At 62.5% G+C, this 13,573-nt stretch carries 15 protein-coding genes and 1 pseudogene; 4 read left to right on the forward strand and 12 right to left on the reverse strand.

Annotated features, from left to right (window positions below; genetic code table 11):
• The 3 genes from IVA93_RS41260 to IVA93_RS29765 form a co-directional block, all read right to left on the reverse strand.
• Complete coding sequence (locus IVA93_RS41260) at positions 1-300, reverse strand: efflux RND transporter periplasmic adaptor subunit (protein WP_524536835.1); 300 nt, start codon at positions 298-300, stop codon at positions 1-3.
• A complete protein-coding gene (locus IVA93_RS29760; RefSeq protein ID WP_247371365.1) occupies positions 183-1,043 on the reverse strand; it encodes an efflux RND transporter periplasmic adaptor subunit in 861 nt (286 codons plus the stop codon). The genes IVA93_RS41260 and IVA93_RS29760 overlap by 118 nt, the downstream gene beginning before the upstream one ends.
• A 652-nt stretch (positions 1,044-1,695) precedes the next feature.
• Entirely contained in the window at positions 1,696-2,343 is a 648-nt protein-coding gene (locus tag IVA93_RS29765; RefSeq protein ID WP_247371367.1) for a cation efflux transmembrane domain-containing protein, read from the reverse strand.
• Between the two features lie 75 nt (positions 2,344-2,418).
• On the opposite strand from IVA93_RS29765, the gene IVA93_RS29770 reads away from it, so the two are divergent.
• Positions 2,419-2,817, forward strand: a complete 399-nt coding sequence (locus tag IVA93_RS29770) for a MerR family transcriptional regulator (protein WP_247371371.1) — start codon at positions 2,419-2,421, stop codon at positions 2,815-2,817.
• A gap of 47 nt (positions 2,818-2,864) precedes the next feature.
• Positions 2,865-3,047: a hypothetical protein gene (locus tag IVA93_RS29775; protein ID WP_247371416.1), complete on the forward strand. Its 183-nt coding sequence runs from the start codon at positions 2,865-2,867 to the stop codon at positions 3,045-3,047.
• A 357-nt stretch (positions 3,048-3,404) separates the two neighbouring features.
• Here IVA93_RS29775 and IVA93_RS29780 read toward each other — a convergent pair whose 3' ends face one another.
• The 3 genes from IVA93_RS29780 to IVA93_RS29790 form a co-directional block, all read right to left on the reverse strand.
• On the reverse strand, positions 3,405-3,551 hold the full coding sequence (locus IVA93_RS29780) for a hypothetical protein (RefSeq protein ID WP_247371375.1): 147 nt from the start codon (positions 3,549-3,551) through the stop codon (positions 3,405-3,407).
• Positions 3,548-4,087, reverse strand: a complete 540-nt coding sequence (locus IVA93_RS29785) for a chemotaxis protein CheB (RefSeq protein ID WP_247542344.1) — start codon at positions 4,085-4,087, stop codon at positions 3,548-3,550. The genes IVA93_RS29780 and IVA93_RS29785 overlap by 4 nt, the downstream gene beginning before the upstream one ends.
• A 268-nt stretch (positions 4,088-4,355) precedes the next feature.
• The gene (locus IVA93_RS29790; RefSeq protein WP_247542345.1) at positions 4,356-4,625 is read right to left on the reverse strand and encodes a hypothetical protein; all 270 of its coding nucleotides are present in this window, start codon (positions 4,623-4,625) and stop codon (positions 4,356-4,358) included.
• Positions 4,626-4,862: 237 nt separating this feature from the next.
• Here IVA93_RS29790 and IVA93_RS29795 point away from each other — a divergent pair, with 237 nt between their 5' ends.
• On the forward strand, positions 4,863-6,554 hold the full coding sequence (locus tag IVA93_RS29795) for a recombinase family protein (RefSeq protein ID WP_256465018.1): 1,692 nt from the start codon (positions 4,863-4,865) through the stop codon (positions 6,552-6,554).
• 275 nt (positions 6,555-6,829) lie between these two features.
• Here IVA93_RS29795 and IVA93_RS29800 read toward each other — a convergent pair whose 3' ends face one another.
• The 3 genes and pseudogenes from IVA93_RS29800 to IVA93_RS29810 form a co-directional block, all read right to left on the reverse strand.
• On the reverse strand, positions 6,830-9,040 hold the full coding sequence (locus IVA93_RS29800; RefSeq protein ID WP_247371387.1) for an exonuclease domain-containing protein: 2,211 nt from the start codon (positions 9,038-9,040) through the stop codon (positions 6,830-6,832).
• A 98-nt stretch (positions 9,041-9,138) separates the two neighbouring features.
• Positions 9,139-9,351 (reverse strand): annotated as a pseudogene (locus IVA93_RS29805) (hypothetical protein); the annotation flags it as partial.
• 134 nt (positions 9,352-9,485) lie between these two features.
• The gene (locus tag IVA93_RS29810) at positions 9,486-9,980 is read right to left on the reverse strand and encodes a hypothetical protein (protein WP_157642946.1); all 495 of its coding nucleotides are present in this window, start codon (positions 9,978-9,980) and stop codon (positions 9,486-9,488) included.
• Between IVA93_RS29810 and IVA93_RS29815 the strand changes: the two genes are divergently transcribed.
• Positions 9,967-11,721 carry an amidohydrolase gene (locus IVA93_RS29815; protein WP_247789297.1) on the forward strand — a complete coding sequence of 585 codons (1,755 nt, stop codon included), beginning with the start codon at positions 9,967-9,969 and terminating at the stop codon, positions 11,719-11,721. The genes IVA93_RS29810 and IVA93_RS29815 overlap by 14 nt on opposite strands.
• Positions 11,722-11,755: 34 nt before the next feature.
• On the opposite strand, the gene IVA93_RS29820 is transcribed toward IVA93_RS29815, so the two are convergent.
• The 3 genes from IVA93_RS29820 to IVA93_RS29830 are packed head-to-tail and all read right to left on the reverse strand — an operon-like array spanning position 11,756 to position 13,547.
• Positions 11,756-12,328 (reverse strand): CGNR zinc finger domain-containing protein, encoded by a 573-nt coding sequence (locus IVA93_RS29820; protein ID WP_247542350.1) that lies wholly within the window; start codon positions 12,326-12,328, stop codon positions 11,756-11,758.
• Positions 12,325-13,212 carry an EamA family transporter gene (locus tag IVA93_RS29825; protein WP_018455650.1) on the reverse strand — a complete coding sequence of 296 codons (888 nt, stop codon included), beginning with the start codon at positions 13,210-13,212 and terminating at the stop codon, positions 12,325-12,327. Before IVA93_RS29825 ends, IVA93_RS29820 begins: the two co-directional genes overlap by 4 nt.
• 8 nt (positions 13,213-13,220) lie before the next feature.
• On the reverse strand, positions 13,221-13,547 hold the full coding sequence (locus tag IVA93_RS29830; protein ID WP_018455651.1) for an antibiotic biosynthesis monooxygenase family protein: 327 nt from the start codon (positions 13,545-13,547) through the stop codon (positions 13,221-13,223).
• Positions 13,548-13,573: the final 26 nt, after the last annotated feature.

Raw genomic sequence — 13,573 nt, forward strand, 5'->3', positions numbered from 1 at the left:
TCAGTCCTCTTCGCTGGGTTTGGCCAGTTCTGCCTTCAGCGAGAAGGTGTTCGACACGGCGATGGTCTCGCCGACTTCCAGACCGGAGACGACCTCTACGGACTGACCGTCGCGCTGGCCCAGGACGACGCCGCGGGTTTCGAAACCGTCCTTCGTGCGCACGAAGACCGCCTTGCGACCATCTACAGTCTGGACCGCGCTGACCGGCGCGACCACCGGGGCTTGATGCTCGTCGATCGCGATCGCCGCCGTGACGAACGATCCGGGGCGCCAGCGGCCGTCGGCGTTGTCGATGACCACGACAACTCGCGCGGTGCGGGTCTCCTTGTCGAGCAGGGGCTGACGAACATGATCTTACCGGTCGTCGCATCCGGAAAGCCACGCAGCGTCACGGCGACCGCTTGTCCTTCCCGGACCATCGGCAAGTCCGGCGAGGAGACGGAAAGCTCGACCCACACCCGGCCCAGGTCGACGAGGACGAAGAGCTCGGTCTCGAGATTGTCTCGGCCGACCGCCGTCCCGAGTTCGACCTTGCGCTCGGCGATCCGCCCCGAGATGGGCGCTCGCACGTTCTGGCTGCGCAGCGACGCATCCGGAGCCTGCGGAAGCGTCGTGATCTCGTCGTCGCGCACGCCCAACGCCAGCAGCTTCTGACGCGCGATACCGAAGCGCATCACGGTCTGCGCCGCCGCGTTGCGGGAGCGGATATACTGCTGCTCCGGAACGGCGCGTCCTTCCCAAAGTGATTTGTCCCGCGCCGTCAGGTCCTGCTGCAGATCGTTGGAGAGTCGGGCAGCCAGGTAATCGCTTTTAGCGTCCGCAACCTCCCGGCTCTCGAGGACGGCCAAAACCTCGTCCTTGACGACGTCGTCGCCGATGTTCTTGCGCAGTTCCGCAACGGTCCCGGACAGCTTGACGGAAACGTGGGCGACGCGCGCGGCATCGGGCACGATCGTGCCCGGCACGGCAAGGCGCTTGGCCACGGTCGCAGGGCCGACGCTCTGCTGTTCGATTTGCGCGAGTTCGATCCGTTCCTCGTTCATCGTCAGCGATCCGGCGGACGGCTCGAGTGGGGTTGGCTTTGCGGCGGCTGCCGGCCGGGTCTGCGAACCTATACCGAGCGTGCGCTGAATACCGGTCGACAGGCCCGGCGCGAGCGCGAAGATTGCGGCGCCTGCCAGAAATGCGATGACGATGATGGTTGGCTGGTTCGCCATGATGTTTTTCTGATGCGAGGCCGACGGCAATAGCCGCCCGTCCTCATTGGTGCATGACCGCACTCGAAATTGTCGATGACCGCTCCGGTCTCCGGGCGGAGCCCACTCGGCCGCCGCGCTCAGGCGCGGGGCGGTCTGAACAACGGCAGACCCGCAAGTCCGGAGAGGGGCCGAACGTGCTCTAAGGATGGCACGATACCAATCGCATCGGCTGGCCGGACTGCCGACGTGGTGCGAGGCGTGGTGATGTGCGAAAGGCATTGGCCGCAGTGAGGCGGCAACCGCTGTTCGGCACGATCCGGACTTGTGTCCGGGGCCGGGCTCGAAACGATGATCGCCGGTCCGTCGTTTGCGAAAGGAAGATCGCAGCAGGCGCAGTGCAGCAACGAAAGCAGCAGCCCGACCGTCAACATCAGGACCAGCGGCAATCGTGGCCAGCGGGTACCGCTCTCCTCGGCCGAGCTGGGAAGCGCGCTTATCATCCACCTACCGGAGCGTGTCTGGAGTTTCCAAGCGTCAACTCCGATGCCGCATGCCTGACGACGAGCCAAGCGCCCTGGAGCGCGAGACAGGCCATGACGACGGCCACGATGATATCAGGCCAGCCGGTGCCGGTCCCAAGGACGCCGGCGGCCGCGAGCAGCACCGCCAAATTTCCCAAAACATCGTTGCGGGTGCAGATCCACGCCGACCGCATGTTGGAGTCGCCGCCGCGATAGGCCCAGAGCAATCCGAACGAGACGGCATTAGCCGCCAGAGCCACAACGCCGATCGCGCCCATCGTGATCGCTTCGGGCCGGGTGCCGGAATAGAGGTGCCAGATCGCAACCCCCAACACCCAGAGACCGAAAAGACCCATCGAAACGCCCTTGGCGAGGGCGGCGCCGGCGCGATGGCGCAACGACATGCCCACAACGAAGAGGCTGATCCCGTAATTCGCCGCATCGCCCAGAAAGTCGAGCGCGTCGGCCTGGAGCGAGGCCGAGCCCGCGTGCAGGCCGGCGCCGATCTCAACGGCGAACATCGACGCATTGATCGCCAGAACGGCCCACAGCACACGGCGATACGCCGCGTTTGTCTCCGGGCGCGGCTCTTCGTGATGGTGACCGCAACAGGCTGCGCTCATGGTTTTCTCCTTCACAATCCTTCGGACGGCGACTATAAACCCTCTAGTCACTAGAGCTTCAAGTGGAAACTGGTCATGCTTTCTATCGGTGCGCTGGCGAAGGAGGCCGGGGTAAAGGTCCCGACCATCCGTTACTATGAACAGATAGGCCTCCTCGAGGCGCCCCCGCGTACCGAAGGCCAGCAGCGCCGCTACCGAGTGGAAGCGGTTCGCCGGCTGAATTTTATCCGTCACTCCCGCGAACTTGGGTTCGAGATTGACGACATCCGGGAACTACTTTCGCTAAGTACGCAGCCCACTGGACCGTGCGAAAACGCGGACAAGATTGCCGCCCGCCACCTCGAAGCCGTCGATCTACGTATCAAACAGCTGACTTTGCTCCGGAACGAACTCAAAAGGATGCTCGATGACTGTCACGGCGGCTGCGTCGCCGAATGTCGGGTCATCGATAGTCTGAGTGCACGCGCCGATTAGCTGCGTGTCGCCCCTGCTCATGTTGCGCGGAGCAGGCCGGATGGCCAATGCCGCCGCCGCAGACTGACCGTGAAATGGAATCCTCAGCGCCCGCCGTGAAGCCGGGCGAAACCGTCGGATCCACGATGAACCAGCAGAATCCGACCGTTCAGCGGCAGGATCCGTCGAACATCAAGGGTATGCCCGGCAACAAGAACGGGCCACCGGCCAAACAGCCTAATCGCCAGTGACCTCGCGGCGGCCGCTGGCGGGTAACGAACATGACCGCCAAGACCCTGTACGAAAGTCCCAATGGTGACGTCTGGCGGCTGGTTCGCGACCCGCAATCTGCCATGCCCATGGTGGAGCACCAACCGAACACTGGCTGGGGCGGCCGAAGCTCATTGACTGAGATTGGCCGATTCCTTCGTACAGGCGCGAAAGTCCGGAACACCCGGCGCTCCTGCAACTGATCGGCACTTTGGTCAGCGACACCTGAGGGGGGTGCGGCTGGCAAGAAGTCAGTCAATGAGCGGAGCTTCCTATGCAAAGCCGCGGCGCAAATGAGCCAAGGTCGCCGCTCGCGCTCTTGGTGCGGGCGAGCCTAGTCAATGAATTGGGCCACGAAGTTGCTTGATGATCTCCGCCAGATCGTTCGCATACTCCTGGACGACCCGGCGGGCTTCCTCGGAGCGCGACGGGGGCTTGCGTTCCTGCTCGTCGTGGGTGGCGGAAGGCGAAGCCGGTTGTTTCATGAGGATGGATCTTCAGCGTCCAGCTGGGAAGTCTGTTGAACTGGATGTACCTCGAGTCCTGGCAGCGAAGGAATCTTCGCCATGGCTCTCGATATCCCGGCAGCGATCTGAGTCGGTGAACCGATCAGATCGATCGGCCCATCGTAGCCGATCGCGTTTTCAGGCATACCCGGCGGCGTCGGCGAATCCGGCGTGATGACCATCGTCAGGCCTCCTGCCGCGTGGATCGAAGCCAGTCCCCGCGACCCGTCATCCAGCGAACCGGAGAGGACCACACCGATGACATGCGGCTTTGCATGCGCTGCCACCGAACGAAAGAGAAGGTCGATCGTACGATTGCGGTAAGCGAAGCCAGGATCCTGCACAAGTTCGCCGAAGCTCCGCTCGGCTAACACCAGGTGCGCGGCGGGCTCTCCGATATAGACCGTTCCTGCTTCGAAGCTCTGACCTTCATCGGCAATGACGATGGGGTGTGGGCATCCACGTGCCAGCACCGCCTTGAGGTTCGAGGTTCCACCGTCTGTGAAGCACAACAAGAGTGACGCCGGGGATCGGGGAAGGTAGCGTTCGGAGCAGTGCCAGCAGGTCCGACATCCCTTCCGCTCCGGATGCGCCGATGGCCACAAACCAGGTGGAGGAATTCGCCATGGGCAACTTTAACAGGAGTTGACACGCCGGACCAGCCGCCTGAATGACCCGGTGTTAGATGCGCGCCGCTGAAGCTCGCCCGGGGCGGACGGGCGCCGCTTCGGTTCGTCGCCGCTGCGGCACCAAGATCATAGTCAGATCGCTGCTTTTGCCTGTCTACTCCAGTGCGGGCGAGCACTCCGGACAGGTATCGCCGACCGTATCCAGCACGGCCTTGACCTCGGCCATCGCTTCGTTCGGAGAGATGCCGTCCGGCGGCTCCCGCTTGGCGATGTCCAAAGCATGCTCGCGGGCATGCGGATCGGCGCGATCCTTCGCCCAGCCGTGCTCCTCGCATTCGTGGATGGCGCCGGCCTCCTGCAGCACGTGGATCGCCCAGCCGCGTAGCGTGCGGATCGCCGGTCGCCGTTCCTTCGTCATCAGCATCGAGAGCTCTCCTGCCCGGACGAATCCTTTCGCCCGTCTTCTCGTTCCGGGCGGTTAGCACGCAGCAGGGATTCGCAATCGGCAGGGCTGAGGTTTGTCCCCGTGTTCCGCGGCGCTGTGCACAAGCCAACTCCGGCGCCGGCATGAGGCGCACCCAGTGCTTCTGGAGGTATTGCCATCCCGAGTGCGGGAGGTGTATTCGCACTCGCGGGTACCTCTGGATTGGCAGGAGGGTGCATGGGTAACTGGCTCGTTGTTCCTACAGGGACAAGCTTGGCGAGGCGGACCCGATCGCGGCGTGCTGCGCAGTACGTTCGAATGTCGAGGGAGCTCCAGCGCTACTCGATCCAGAACCAGATGGCGGCCATCGCAGCCTATGCCGAGGCGAACACGCTCACGATTGTGCGCACCTATCGCGACGAGGGCCGCAGCGGCCTCCGAATCAAGGGGCGTCCTGGTCTCATCGAGCTGATCGAAGATGTCCAATCGGGCCGAGCCGACTTCGACCACATCCTCGTCTACGACGTCAGTCGCTGGGGCCGGTTCCAGGATGTCGACGAGAGTGCCTACTACGAATTCCTATGCAAGCGGAACGGCGTTCAGGTCGAATACTGCGCGGAGATCTTCAAGAACGACGGCACCTTTGTTTCGGGGATCGCGAAAAGCCTGAAGCGCGGCATGGCCGCCGAGTGGAGCCGAGAGCTCTCCGTCAAGGTGCACGCCGGACACTGCCGGGTCGCGAGCCTTGGATACCGCGTTGGCGCCCCCGTCGGCTACGGCCTCCGACGCTTGATGGTCGACGAAAGCGAGCATCCGAAGGCCCTTCTCGAAAAGGGACAATTCAAGGCCCTGCAATCGGATCGCGTTCGACTGCAGCACGGCTCAGCCGAAGAGGCCGCCGTGATCCGGGAAATTTTCGATCAGTTCGTCAACTGCCGGAAATCCTACAGCGACATCAGTCGCCAACTGAACGACGCGAGCATCGCCAATCACAACGGTCGGCCCTGGACCGACGGCATGATACCCACCATCCTCGAGAACGAGAACTACATCGGCAACACCGTCTACAATCGCACCTCAAGACGCTTGGGCCAGAAGCTGGTCAAGAATCCGGATAACGCTTGGGTCCGGGGCGCTGCGGCGATCGAGCCTATCGTGGACCAAGGCATCTTCGCTCGCGCCCAGAAGCTGCTGGCCGAGCGCCGCGTGGAGATTCCGGAAGAAGAGATGCTGTTGCGCCTTCGTCTCACGCTGCGCCGGCGCGGTAAACTCAACTCGCACATCATCAATACGACGCTCGGTCTCAATCACGTCTCCTCGTACGTGAAGCACTTCGGTTCGCTGCGGAAGGCGTATGCGCTGATCGGATACGTGTCGCCGCGCGACTGCGACTGGATCGATACCCGGGATTTTTGGGCCGCCGAACAATCAAGGCATGTCACCGAACTCGCGGAGGTGCTGCGAACGGAACTCGGCCTCCAAGCCGATCTTGTTCCGGACGGCATAGGGCTTGATGTCGCGGGCGCGCGGGTGGTTTCGTTTCTTGTCGCGCGACGACTGGCGCATCGTGGAAGGGACCACGCTGCGCAATGGAAGGCCTACCGAAGGCAGATCTCATCGGGCCTACTCGCCGTGATGCGGTTGGATGCGGCGAACCGCGAGATCGAGGACTACGTGCTGTTGCCTGCCCCGTTGAGCTCAGGACGCTACGTCTGGCTCTCATCTGATTCCCTTCGTCGACGTCGGGGCGCGCTTTACGCGGAAAAGGGAGCATTGTTCGGTGCCATCAAGGCGACTCTGACAAAAACCAACCGTGCCGCCCCAACCAGCTTAGCACCGCCGAAAAAGCGATCGAAATCAGGCTGGCCCAAAGCCAGGGGCTTCGGCGGGCGGCGCTCACGGTGCGGAGATACAAAATCGCTCCGATGAGCGTGCCGTAGTTCCTTCGGAAGTCACCATTCAGTTTCGCGATCTTGGACAATTCCGAGGATGTATCGACGTCATTTGCCATCGCGCTGGCTCCTTCGTCTTGCTAGGACCAGCGCCTTATGAACCACTGTTTTGCCCGACGGAGCAAGCGATTATTTCTATTTATCAGAAGTTTGACGCAAACGCTGCGGCTAATGAACTGCTGTCACGATCGACTAGATTCGCTTGAATCTCGGCCACACCGCGGTTCCTGGCAGCTTTTCGTATCAGAGGCCTTACGCTGCTTCAGCGCTGTGTCTCTCTTCGCTCCGCTTCCGATTGATGAGATTCAACAACTGCGCCGAGGCCCTCGCATCGCATAAGGCGCGATGGTGAATCTTGAGGTCTATGCCGTAGATCTCGCAAAGCTTTCCAAGTCCGTAGGATTTGTGTCCCGGATAGCGCCGCCGCATTCCGGCGCACGTGCAGAGCTTCGGGAATCTGAAGCGTCGCCCAATCCGCTCGAATTCGTAGGCGATGAAGCCGTAGTCGAAACTGACATTATGGGCGACGAAAATGCCGTCGGCCATGAACTCCATGAATGGATCTGCAACTTCTGCGAACAAGGGCGCGTCGCGAACCATTTCGTTCGTGATGCCGGTCAGTTGAACGATCTTTGCGGGAATGGAGCGCTGCGGATGGATGAGAGAATGCCATTCGTCGACGACGCAGTGATTGCGAACCTTCACCGCACCGATCTCGGTGATGCGATCGCCGTTCGACCAGGAGCCGGTCGTCTCGATATCGACCACCACGTAATCCTGCGCGGGGTCGAAACGGTAATCGACCCGGCCGATCTCGGCCATGATGCCAGCGGCGCCGAGTTGGCGGAGGCGGGTCAACTGGTTACGGCGAATCACATCCCCTTCCGCCTTGATCTCCATGAAGGACGCCTTCCCGTCCTGCACCAGCATCAGGTCGGGGAAACCGTCTCGCATCCCGCGGAAGTCGTCACACATGCTGCCGATGATGCTGGCGATGCCAGCCGGATCGGATCCTTCGAGCAGCGCGCGCAGCGCGTCCACTTGCACGTGATCCCAGCTGAATATCCCATTTGGGCGGCCCCATTTCGCTGCGACGGTGCGGAGGATCAACGGAAGAGTAGCTCCGGACGTGATGGCAGCCAGCTTCTCGTCAATCGTCGCGGCGAACAGCCGACGGAAGCTGCGGTCCTTCAGGCAATGGGGTAGCCAATCGAACCCGCTGGGCATCCGGGTGCTCTCGAAGAGCTCGTCCCAAAAGAGCAGGCCGAACAGAGTTTGCCACAGCACATTCTCAGCGAAGAAAACCTTGGTGCCCTCGCGCCGCAGAACGCCGGCGACGCCGGCTTCGGGGTTGCCGCGATAAGTGTCGTCGACGGTGATCGCGCGGCCGGACCGCAACACTTCGGTGCAGAGGCCCGTACGCCGTCCGCCGAACTTGCGGGCGTAGAAGTCGGTGGCGAAAAGGTGCTCCCCGTCACTGGCGGGATCATCGATCATCCGGTGCAGCAGTTCTTCGGCTCCGATCCGATCGCCGATAGTGTAAAGCAGGCGCACCAGTCGCTCGTTGCAGTCCGGCGAGCAGCCCACGCGGTAGAGCTGACGCGCAAGATCGCTCTCGCCCGCTTTCTCGAAAAAAAGTCCGGTCTGATGAGCCGCTCGGCTGCGGAGGTCATTGGCGTACTGTGTCCCGCAGGCAGGCCCCGATAGCACGTGGATGGCGGCCCGCCTGTGGACAGATTCTGATCCGCCCTCAAGGCTGTCGAGAATTTGGCTGTAGTGGAACGAGGCAAGCGCTTCCTCCGCATCGGTGAAGCGCGCGCTGAACGAGGTCTCGCGATTGGTGCGAAGGATCCCCAGGTCACGCAACGCGAAGTTCTTCAGAGTCACCTCGGTCTTGCCGAAATAGAGGTGGAGCAGGAATTCAATTGGCTGCGTGCCGGCGAGCGCGATGAAGTTGCGGGCACCGCAGTGCTGCGCCGCCGTCGAAAAGGGTATCTGTTCGAGATAGTAGTCGATGAACTTCGGCTTCGACCATGATCTGCGGACATCTCCTCGGCCGGCCGCCTGCGCGCCTGTGACAAGGACGTCCTTCGGCAGACATGAAACGAAGACCGAATAATCGGCCTCGCCAATTGCGCGTGCGTGACCGGCCGCTGTCAAATCGGATATTGCCCGCTCGACGTCATCGATCTCGGAGTAGTTGAACAGGGATCGATTGAATATGGCACCACGCCGGTTGATCATGCGAACCAACAGGCATTGGGCGTCTCGCGAGAGGCGCTCGAAGCGCGCTATGAACGCGTGATGATCCGGACCGAGAACGGGTTCATACGTCCGCTGCACAAACCCGAGCATCTCGGCGAAGTGGTCGAGGTAATAGTAGACGGGAAGTTGCGGCAGTTTGGCCAAGCGTACCTTCGCGGCGGGAATCGTTTGTTCTAGTTTTGTTCGAATGTCATGCATGGAGTCAAGCGCCTCGATAGGCTCTAGAATGCCCGTCGATGTTCGCCGGCTGCGCCGTCCTTCCACCGCACGAAGCCAAGGGCCGCACTCGCGGGGTGTTAGGAAGGCGAAGGTAGGGCATCTTCCTTCGCGCCGCGGGCGACGATCCGGAGCGTCCCGTCCGGAAGCGGCCGTTGCAGCTGCAACGCTTCGTCCGCTGGTGCCGTCATCCAGGTCTCGACCTCTTCCGCCGTCCTTAGGATCACGGGCATGGCCTTGGGGTGGATGGCGCCGACTTCGGCGTTCGGCTCCGTCGTCAGGAACGCGTACCTGACACGCGCGCTCTCGGTGACCGTCGTCGACAACTTGCCGGCGGCACTGCGGATAGCCGATGCCGTGAAGCCGAATCCCCGCGCTCTTGCGACGATGCTCCGAGACGAGGCCGAAATCGGCCGTCTATCGCTTTCTACCGACCGACGTAAGATGCGCTATATAAGAGACTTTTGGGCACCTTCAACATCGCAGCGGCCGATAGCCTACAACCGATCTTTTTCGCTTTCGCCGCACCAGCGCTGTCCTCGATGAATTCCACGAGCTCGAAAAGCAGGAAATTTATTTTGCGCCGCCTCAGGAACTCAACGATCCCATGGAGCGAAGCAAGATGTTTGTCTGGCAAGGCGATGCTACCGTCTGGCATAATCTCCTCCGGCACTTCCAAACGCAGACAAGACCGATCATTATCCCGTCGCTCATAACGGTCTGGTTGCAGGTTCGAGTCCTGCCGGGCCCGCCAGCCTTCGCTCGCTTCGCGAGCTTCGGCTAGGCAAGCCGGAGCCACAAACGAAGGCTGCCGCGCCGAAGCCCAACCGGCGAAGGCGGGCTGCAAAATCAAACTTGGGCCTTGACCGGATTTTCCGGTGGACCGGCTGATTTTGTTGGAGCCAGACATGGTCAGGATCACGATATTCCCCGTTGCGACACGCGATGTCCGCGAGCGCATCCGGCGGCGGATGTGTGGCGCCGCTTCGGCCTCTCTCATGTCGGGACTGATGATGCGAAAGCTTCTGGCGATTATGGTGATCTCGTGCTGGGCCACCTTGTCCTACGCACAAAAGGCCGACCTCATTGTCACGAACGCAAAGCTCGTGACGCTGGATGCCGCATCGACGATCGCGCAGGCTCTCGCAGTCCGCGACGGCAAGATCGTCGCGATTGGCGGCAACGATGCCATGGAAGGACTGATCGGGCCCGCGACGCGCCGTGTCGACGCAGGTGGACGCACCATCATTCCGGGATTGATCGATTTCCATATTCACGCCGTGCGCGCCGGCCTGACCTACGCAACCGAGGTCAACTGGATCGGCGCAAAGACTATCCCTGAGGCCATGGAACGCTTGCGCCAGGCGGCACAAGCCCGGCCGGCGTCCTGGATCATCGTGGCCGGTGGATGGAGCGAATTGCAGTTCGCGGAGAAGCGGCGGCCGACGCTCGCCGAGGTGATGGCGGCCGTTCCCGACAATCCGGCTTACATCCAGCTGTTCTATTCGGCGGTGCTGATGACGCCGAAAGCGCAGCAAGCGCTCGGGCTTTCCGCGGATCAGTTGCCGGCCGGCATCACGGCTGAACGCGCCGCATCGGGCGACACCACGGGCTGGCTCAACGGCTCCATTGTCAGCATCTCCGCGCTGTTCGATCGGCTACCGAGGCCGAATTTCGAAGAGAATGTCGCCGGGACCCGGCAGTTCTTCACGGAGCTCAATCGTCTTGGCGTGACCGGGATCGTGGATCCCGGCGGCTTCAGCATCTATCCCGGCCATTACGCCGCCTTGCAAAAGCTCTGGCGTGACAAATCATTGTCGGTTCGGGTTGCCTTCAGCCTGTTCGCGCAGAATGTCGGCGCGGAATTCGAGGAGTACAAGTCTCTCACGCCGTTCCTGCCGATGGGATTCGGCGACGACATGCTGCGGTTCAACGGACTAGGCGAGCGGATCACCGGCGCCATGTACAACAACAATGCGCCCGACGCGGCCGCCAAGGACAAGTTCCGCGAGATCATTCGCTGGGCGGCCAAACAAGGGCTGACGGTCACCATCCACTGGCAGGAAGACAAATCCGTCCATCACCTCCTGGACCTCTATGACGAGGTCAACAAGGAGACGCCGCTCGCGCCGTTGCGCTGGTCCATCGCCCATCTCGACAACACCTCGCCCCAAACGCTGGCGCGCATGAAGGCCCTTGGTGTCGGCTGGACCATGCAGGACGCGATGTATCTCGGAGGCGACCGCATCGTGGCGCAGGCCGGCGAAGCCGCGCGCAGCATGCCACCCATCGCCACGGCGTTGCGCATGGGGGTCCATGTCGGGGCCGGCACGGATGCGCATCGGGTCGCATCCTACAATCCGTTCGTGGCGCTGCAATGGATGCTCGACGGCAAGACCGTCGGCGGACTCTCGACGCGCGGCCCGGACGAAACACCCAGCCGCGAAGATGCCTTGCGCCTCTACACCGTGGGAAGCGCGTGGTTCTGCTTCGACGAGACGCGGCGCGGCACGTTAGAGACCGGCAAATTCGCCGACTTCGCGATTCTCGATCGGGATTTCCTGTCCGTCCCCGTCGAGCAGATTGGCGCCACATCGTCTCTGCTGACGGTCGTGGGCGGCAAGGTCGTCTACGCAGCGGATGCTTTCTCGAGCGCAAAATAGAGCTGGAGGCTTGTTGTTCAAGGCGGCTGTCGGCTTACCGGCGCGATTGCATCTTTGCGCGGTTTCCGCAGGTGGCCATTTCGCACCAGCGACGGGATCTGTTCTTGGTGCGATCGATGAACAGCCAGTGGCAGTCGTGCTGTGGACATCGTTTCAATCGGTCGAGTTCGTCGCCGCGCAGCAGGTCGACCGCAGCCCAGGCAAGCGGACCAAGGATTCGGTCCCCGTGCGTGAATTCGATGGTGGCCGGCGAACCGGTCAGCAATGCGGCCGTGAAGGTACGGGCCGCAACATCGTGGATCACCGCCATGCCCAGCGCCGGCGGTTCATCGCCGTCCGCGATCGCAGCGCCTACCTGGTCGATCGCGTTGCGCAGGCGCCGGCCATCGCAGACCAGCGACGCCCGCTGCCTTGCATTAGGCGAAAAATCGACGCCCACCAGTCCAGCATCCCTTGCCCAGGCCAGCATTCCCTCGGCGTCGCGCAAGTGATCGGCCTCTTGGTCCGTGCCGCGCCAGCTGATCGTGTTGGCGAAATCGAGCGCCAGATTCCCCGATACGCGGTGAAGCGGCGGCGGTCGATCGGCGATGCTGCGCAAACGCTTCACGTCGGACGTTCTTCCCAAGGCCGGAGCAGCGCCATCGCGGCGGCCACCAGCATGAGGGCAGCGCCGCCGATCTCGAGCCAGCCGATCGCCTCGCCGAACAACCACGCACCGGTGCCAAGCGCGATGATCGGAGAGACAAAGGCATACAGACCTGCGCGCATCGTACCCCATTCACGCAGCAGCACGAGATAGATCGTATAAGCCACGATCGTTCCGAGCAGCAACAGGAACAACAGGCTGCCGATTGCCGCCGGAGTGAGGAAAGCGTCGAGCGTGTCTCTCGATACGGGTTCCAGCACCAGCGAAAGGACGAGCAGGGCGGCGCCGCCGATCGCCGCCTGCACCATCGTCAGCGCCAGGGGCTTCACCGGACCAACCAACGGACGCGCGACCACGCTGCCGACGCAATAGCTCACGGTCGCGGCGACGATCGCCGCGAGCCCAAGGCCGCTCGCATCGGACCCGGCCCCGAGCCGCGCCCAGAACAGCCCGATGACACCGACACAACCGATCGCGAGCACGACGGCATGATGCCAGGTCGGCCTCTCCTCGCCGGTCAACGCGGCGAGGGCAAACAGCAGGACCGGAATCAGGGTAAGGTTGACCAGCCCCGACAGCCCTGATGGCACGTGCTGCATCCCCCAGAACAGCAAGCCGTAGGTGCCGGTGTTGACCAGCAGAGCTGAAACGATCGTTGGCCGTGCGCGGCCTTCGGCGAATGCGGCGCCGGCGCCACGCACTCCGATGGCCAGCAGTGCGGCCGCCAGCAGGTATCGCGCGGCGGCGAGCAGCAGCGGGGGCAGATCGCCGAGCCCGACCTTGATGGCGGCCCAGGTCAGCCCCCAGATCAACGACATTGCGGCGAACAGGACAAAGTTGCGCACCGTCGTGCTCAGCGCATGCCGTACCGATCGACCAGAACGCGGTGGATTTCCACCCTTTGAGGGAGTTCGATCAGGAGTTCGGGATCGCGGTCGAGGTGATGCACCTTGGTCGGCTCGCCCTTGGTGAAGGCAGTCATTGCCTGCATGTCGGACCAGTAAGAGATGGTCGTGAACCATGTCTCCTCGTCAAGGTCCTCGCGCAGCAGCTGGACGCCGAGCGCCGTCTTCTCGAGCGGCGGAATGCCTTCAGCGCGAAGATATTGCTCGTAGCTGTCGGCGATGTCCCGCCGGGTACGACCACGCCAGATTCGTGCGATGGAAGGATTGGTTGGCATGCTTGCTTCCTCCTTTAGGCGGCGAA

The sequence above is a fragment of the Bradyrhizobium sp. 155 genome (assembly GCF_023101105.1).
Classification (GTDB): Bacteria; Pseudomonadota; Alphaproteobacteria; order Rhizobiales; family Xanthobacteraceae; genus Bradyrhizobium; species Bradyrhizobium canariense_D.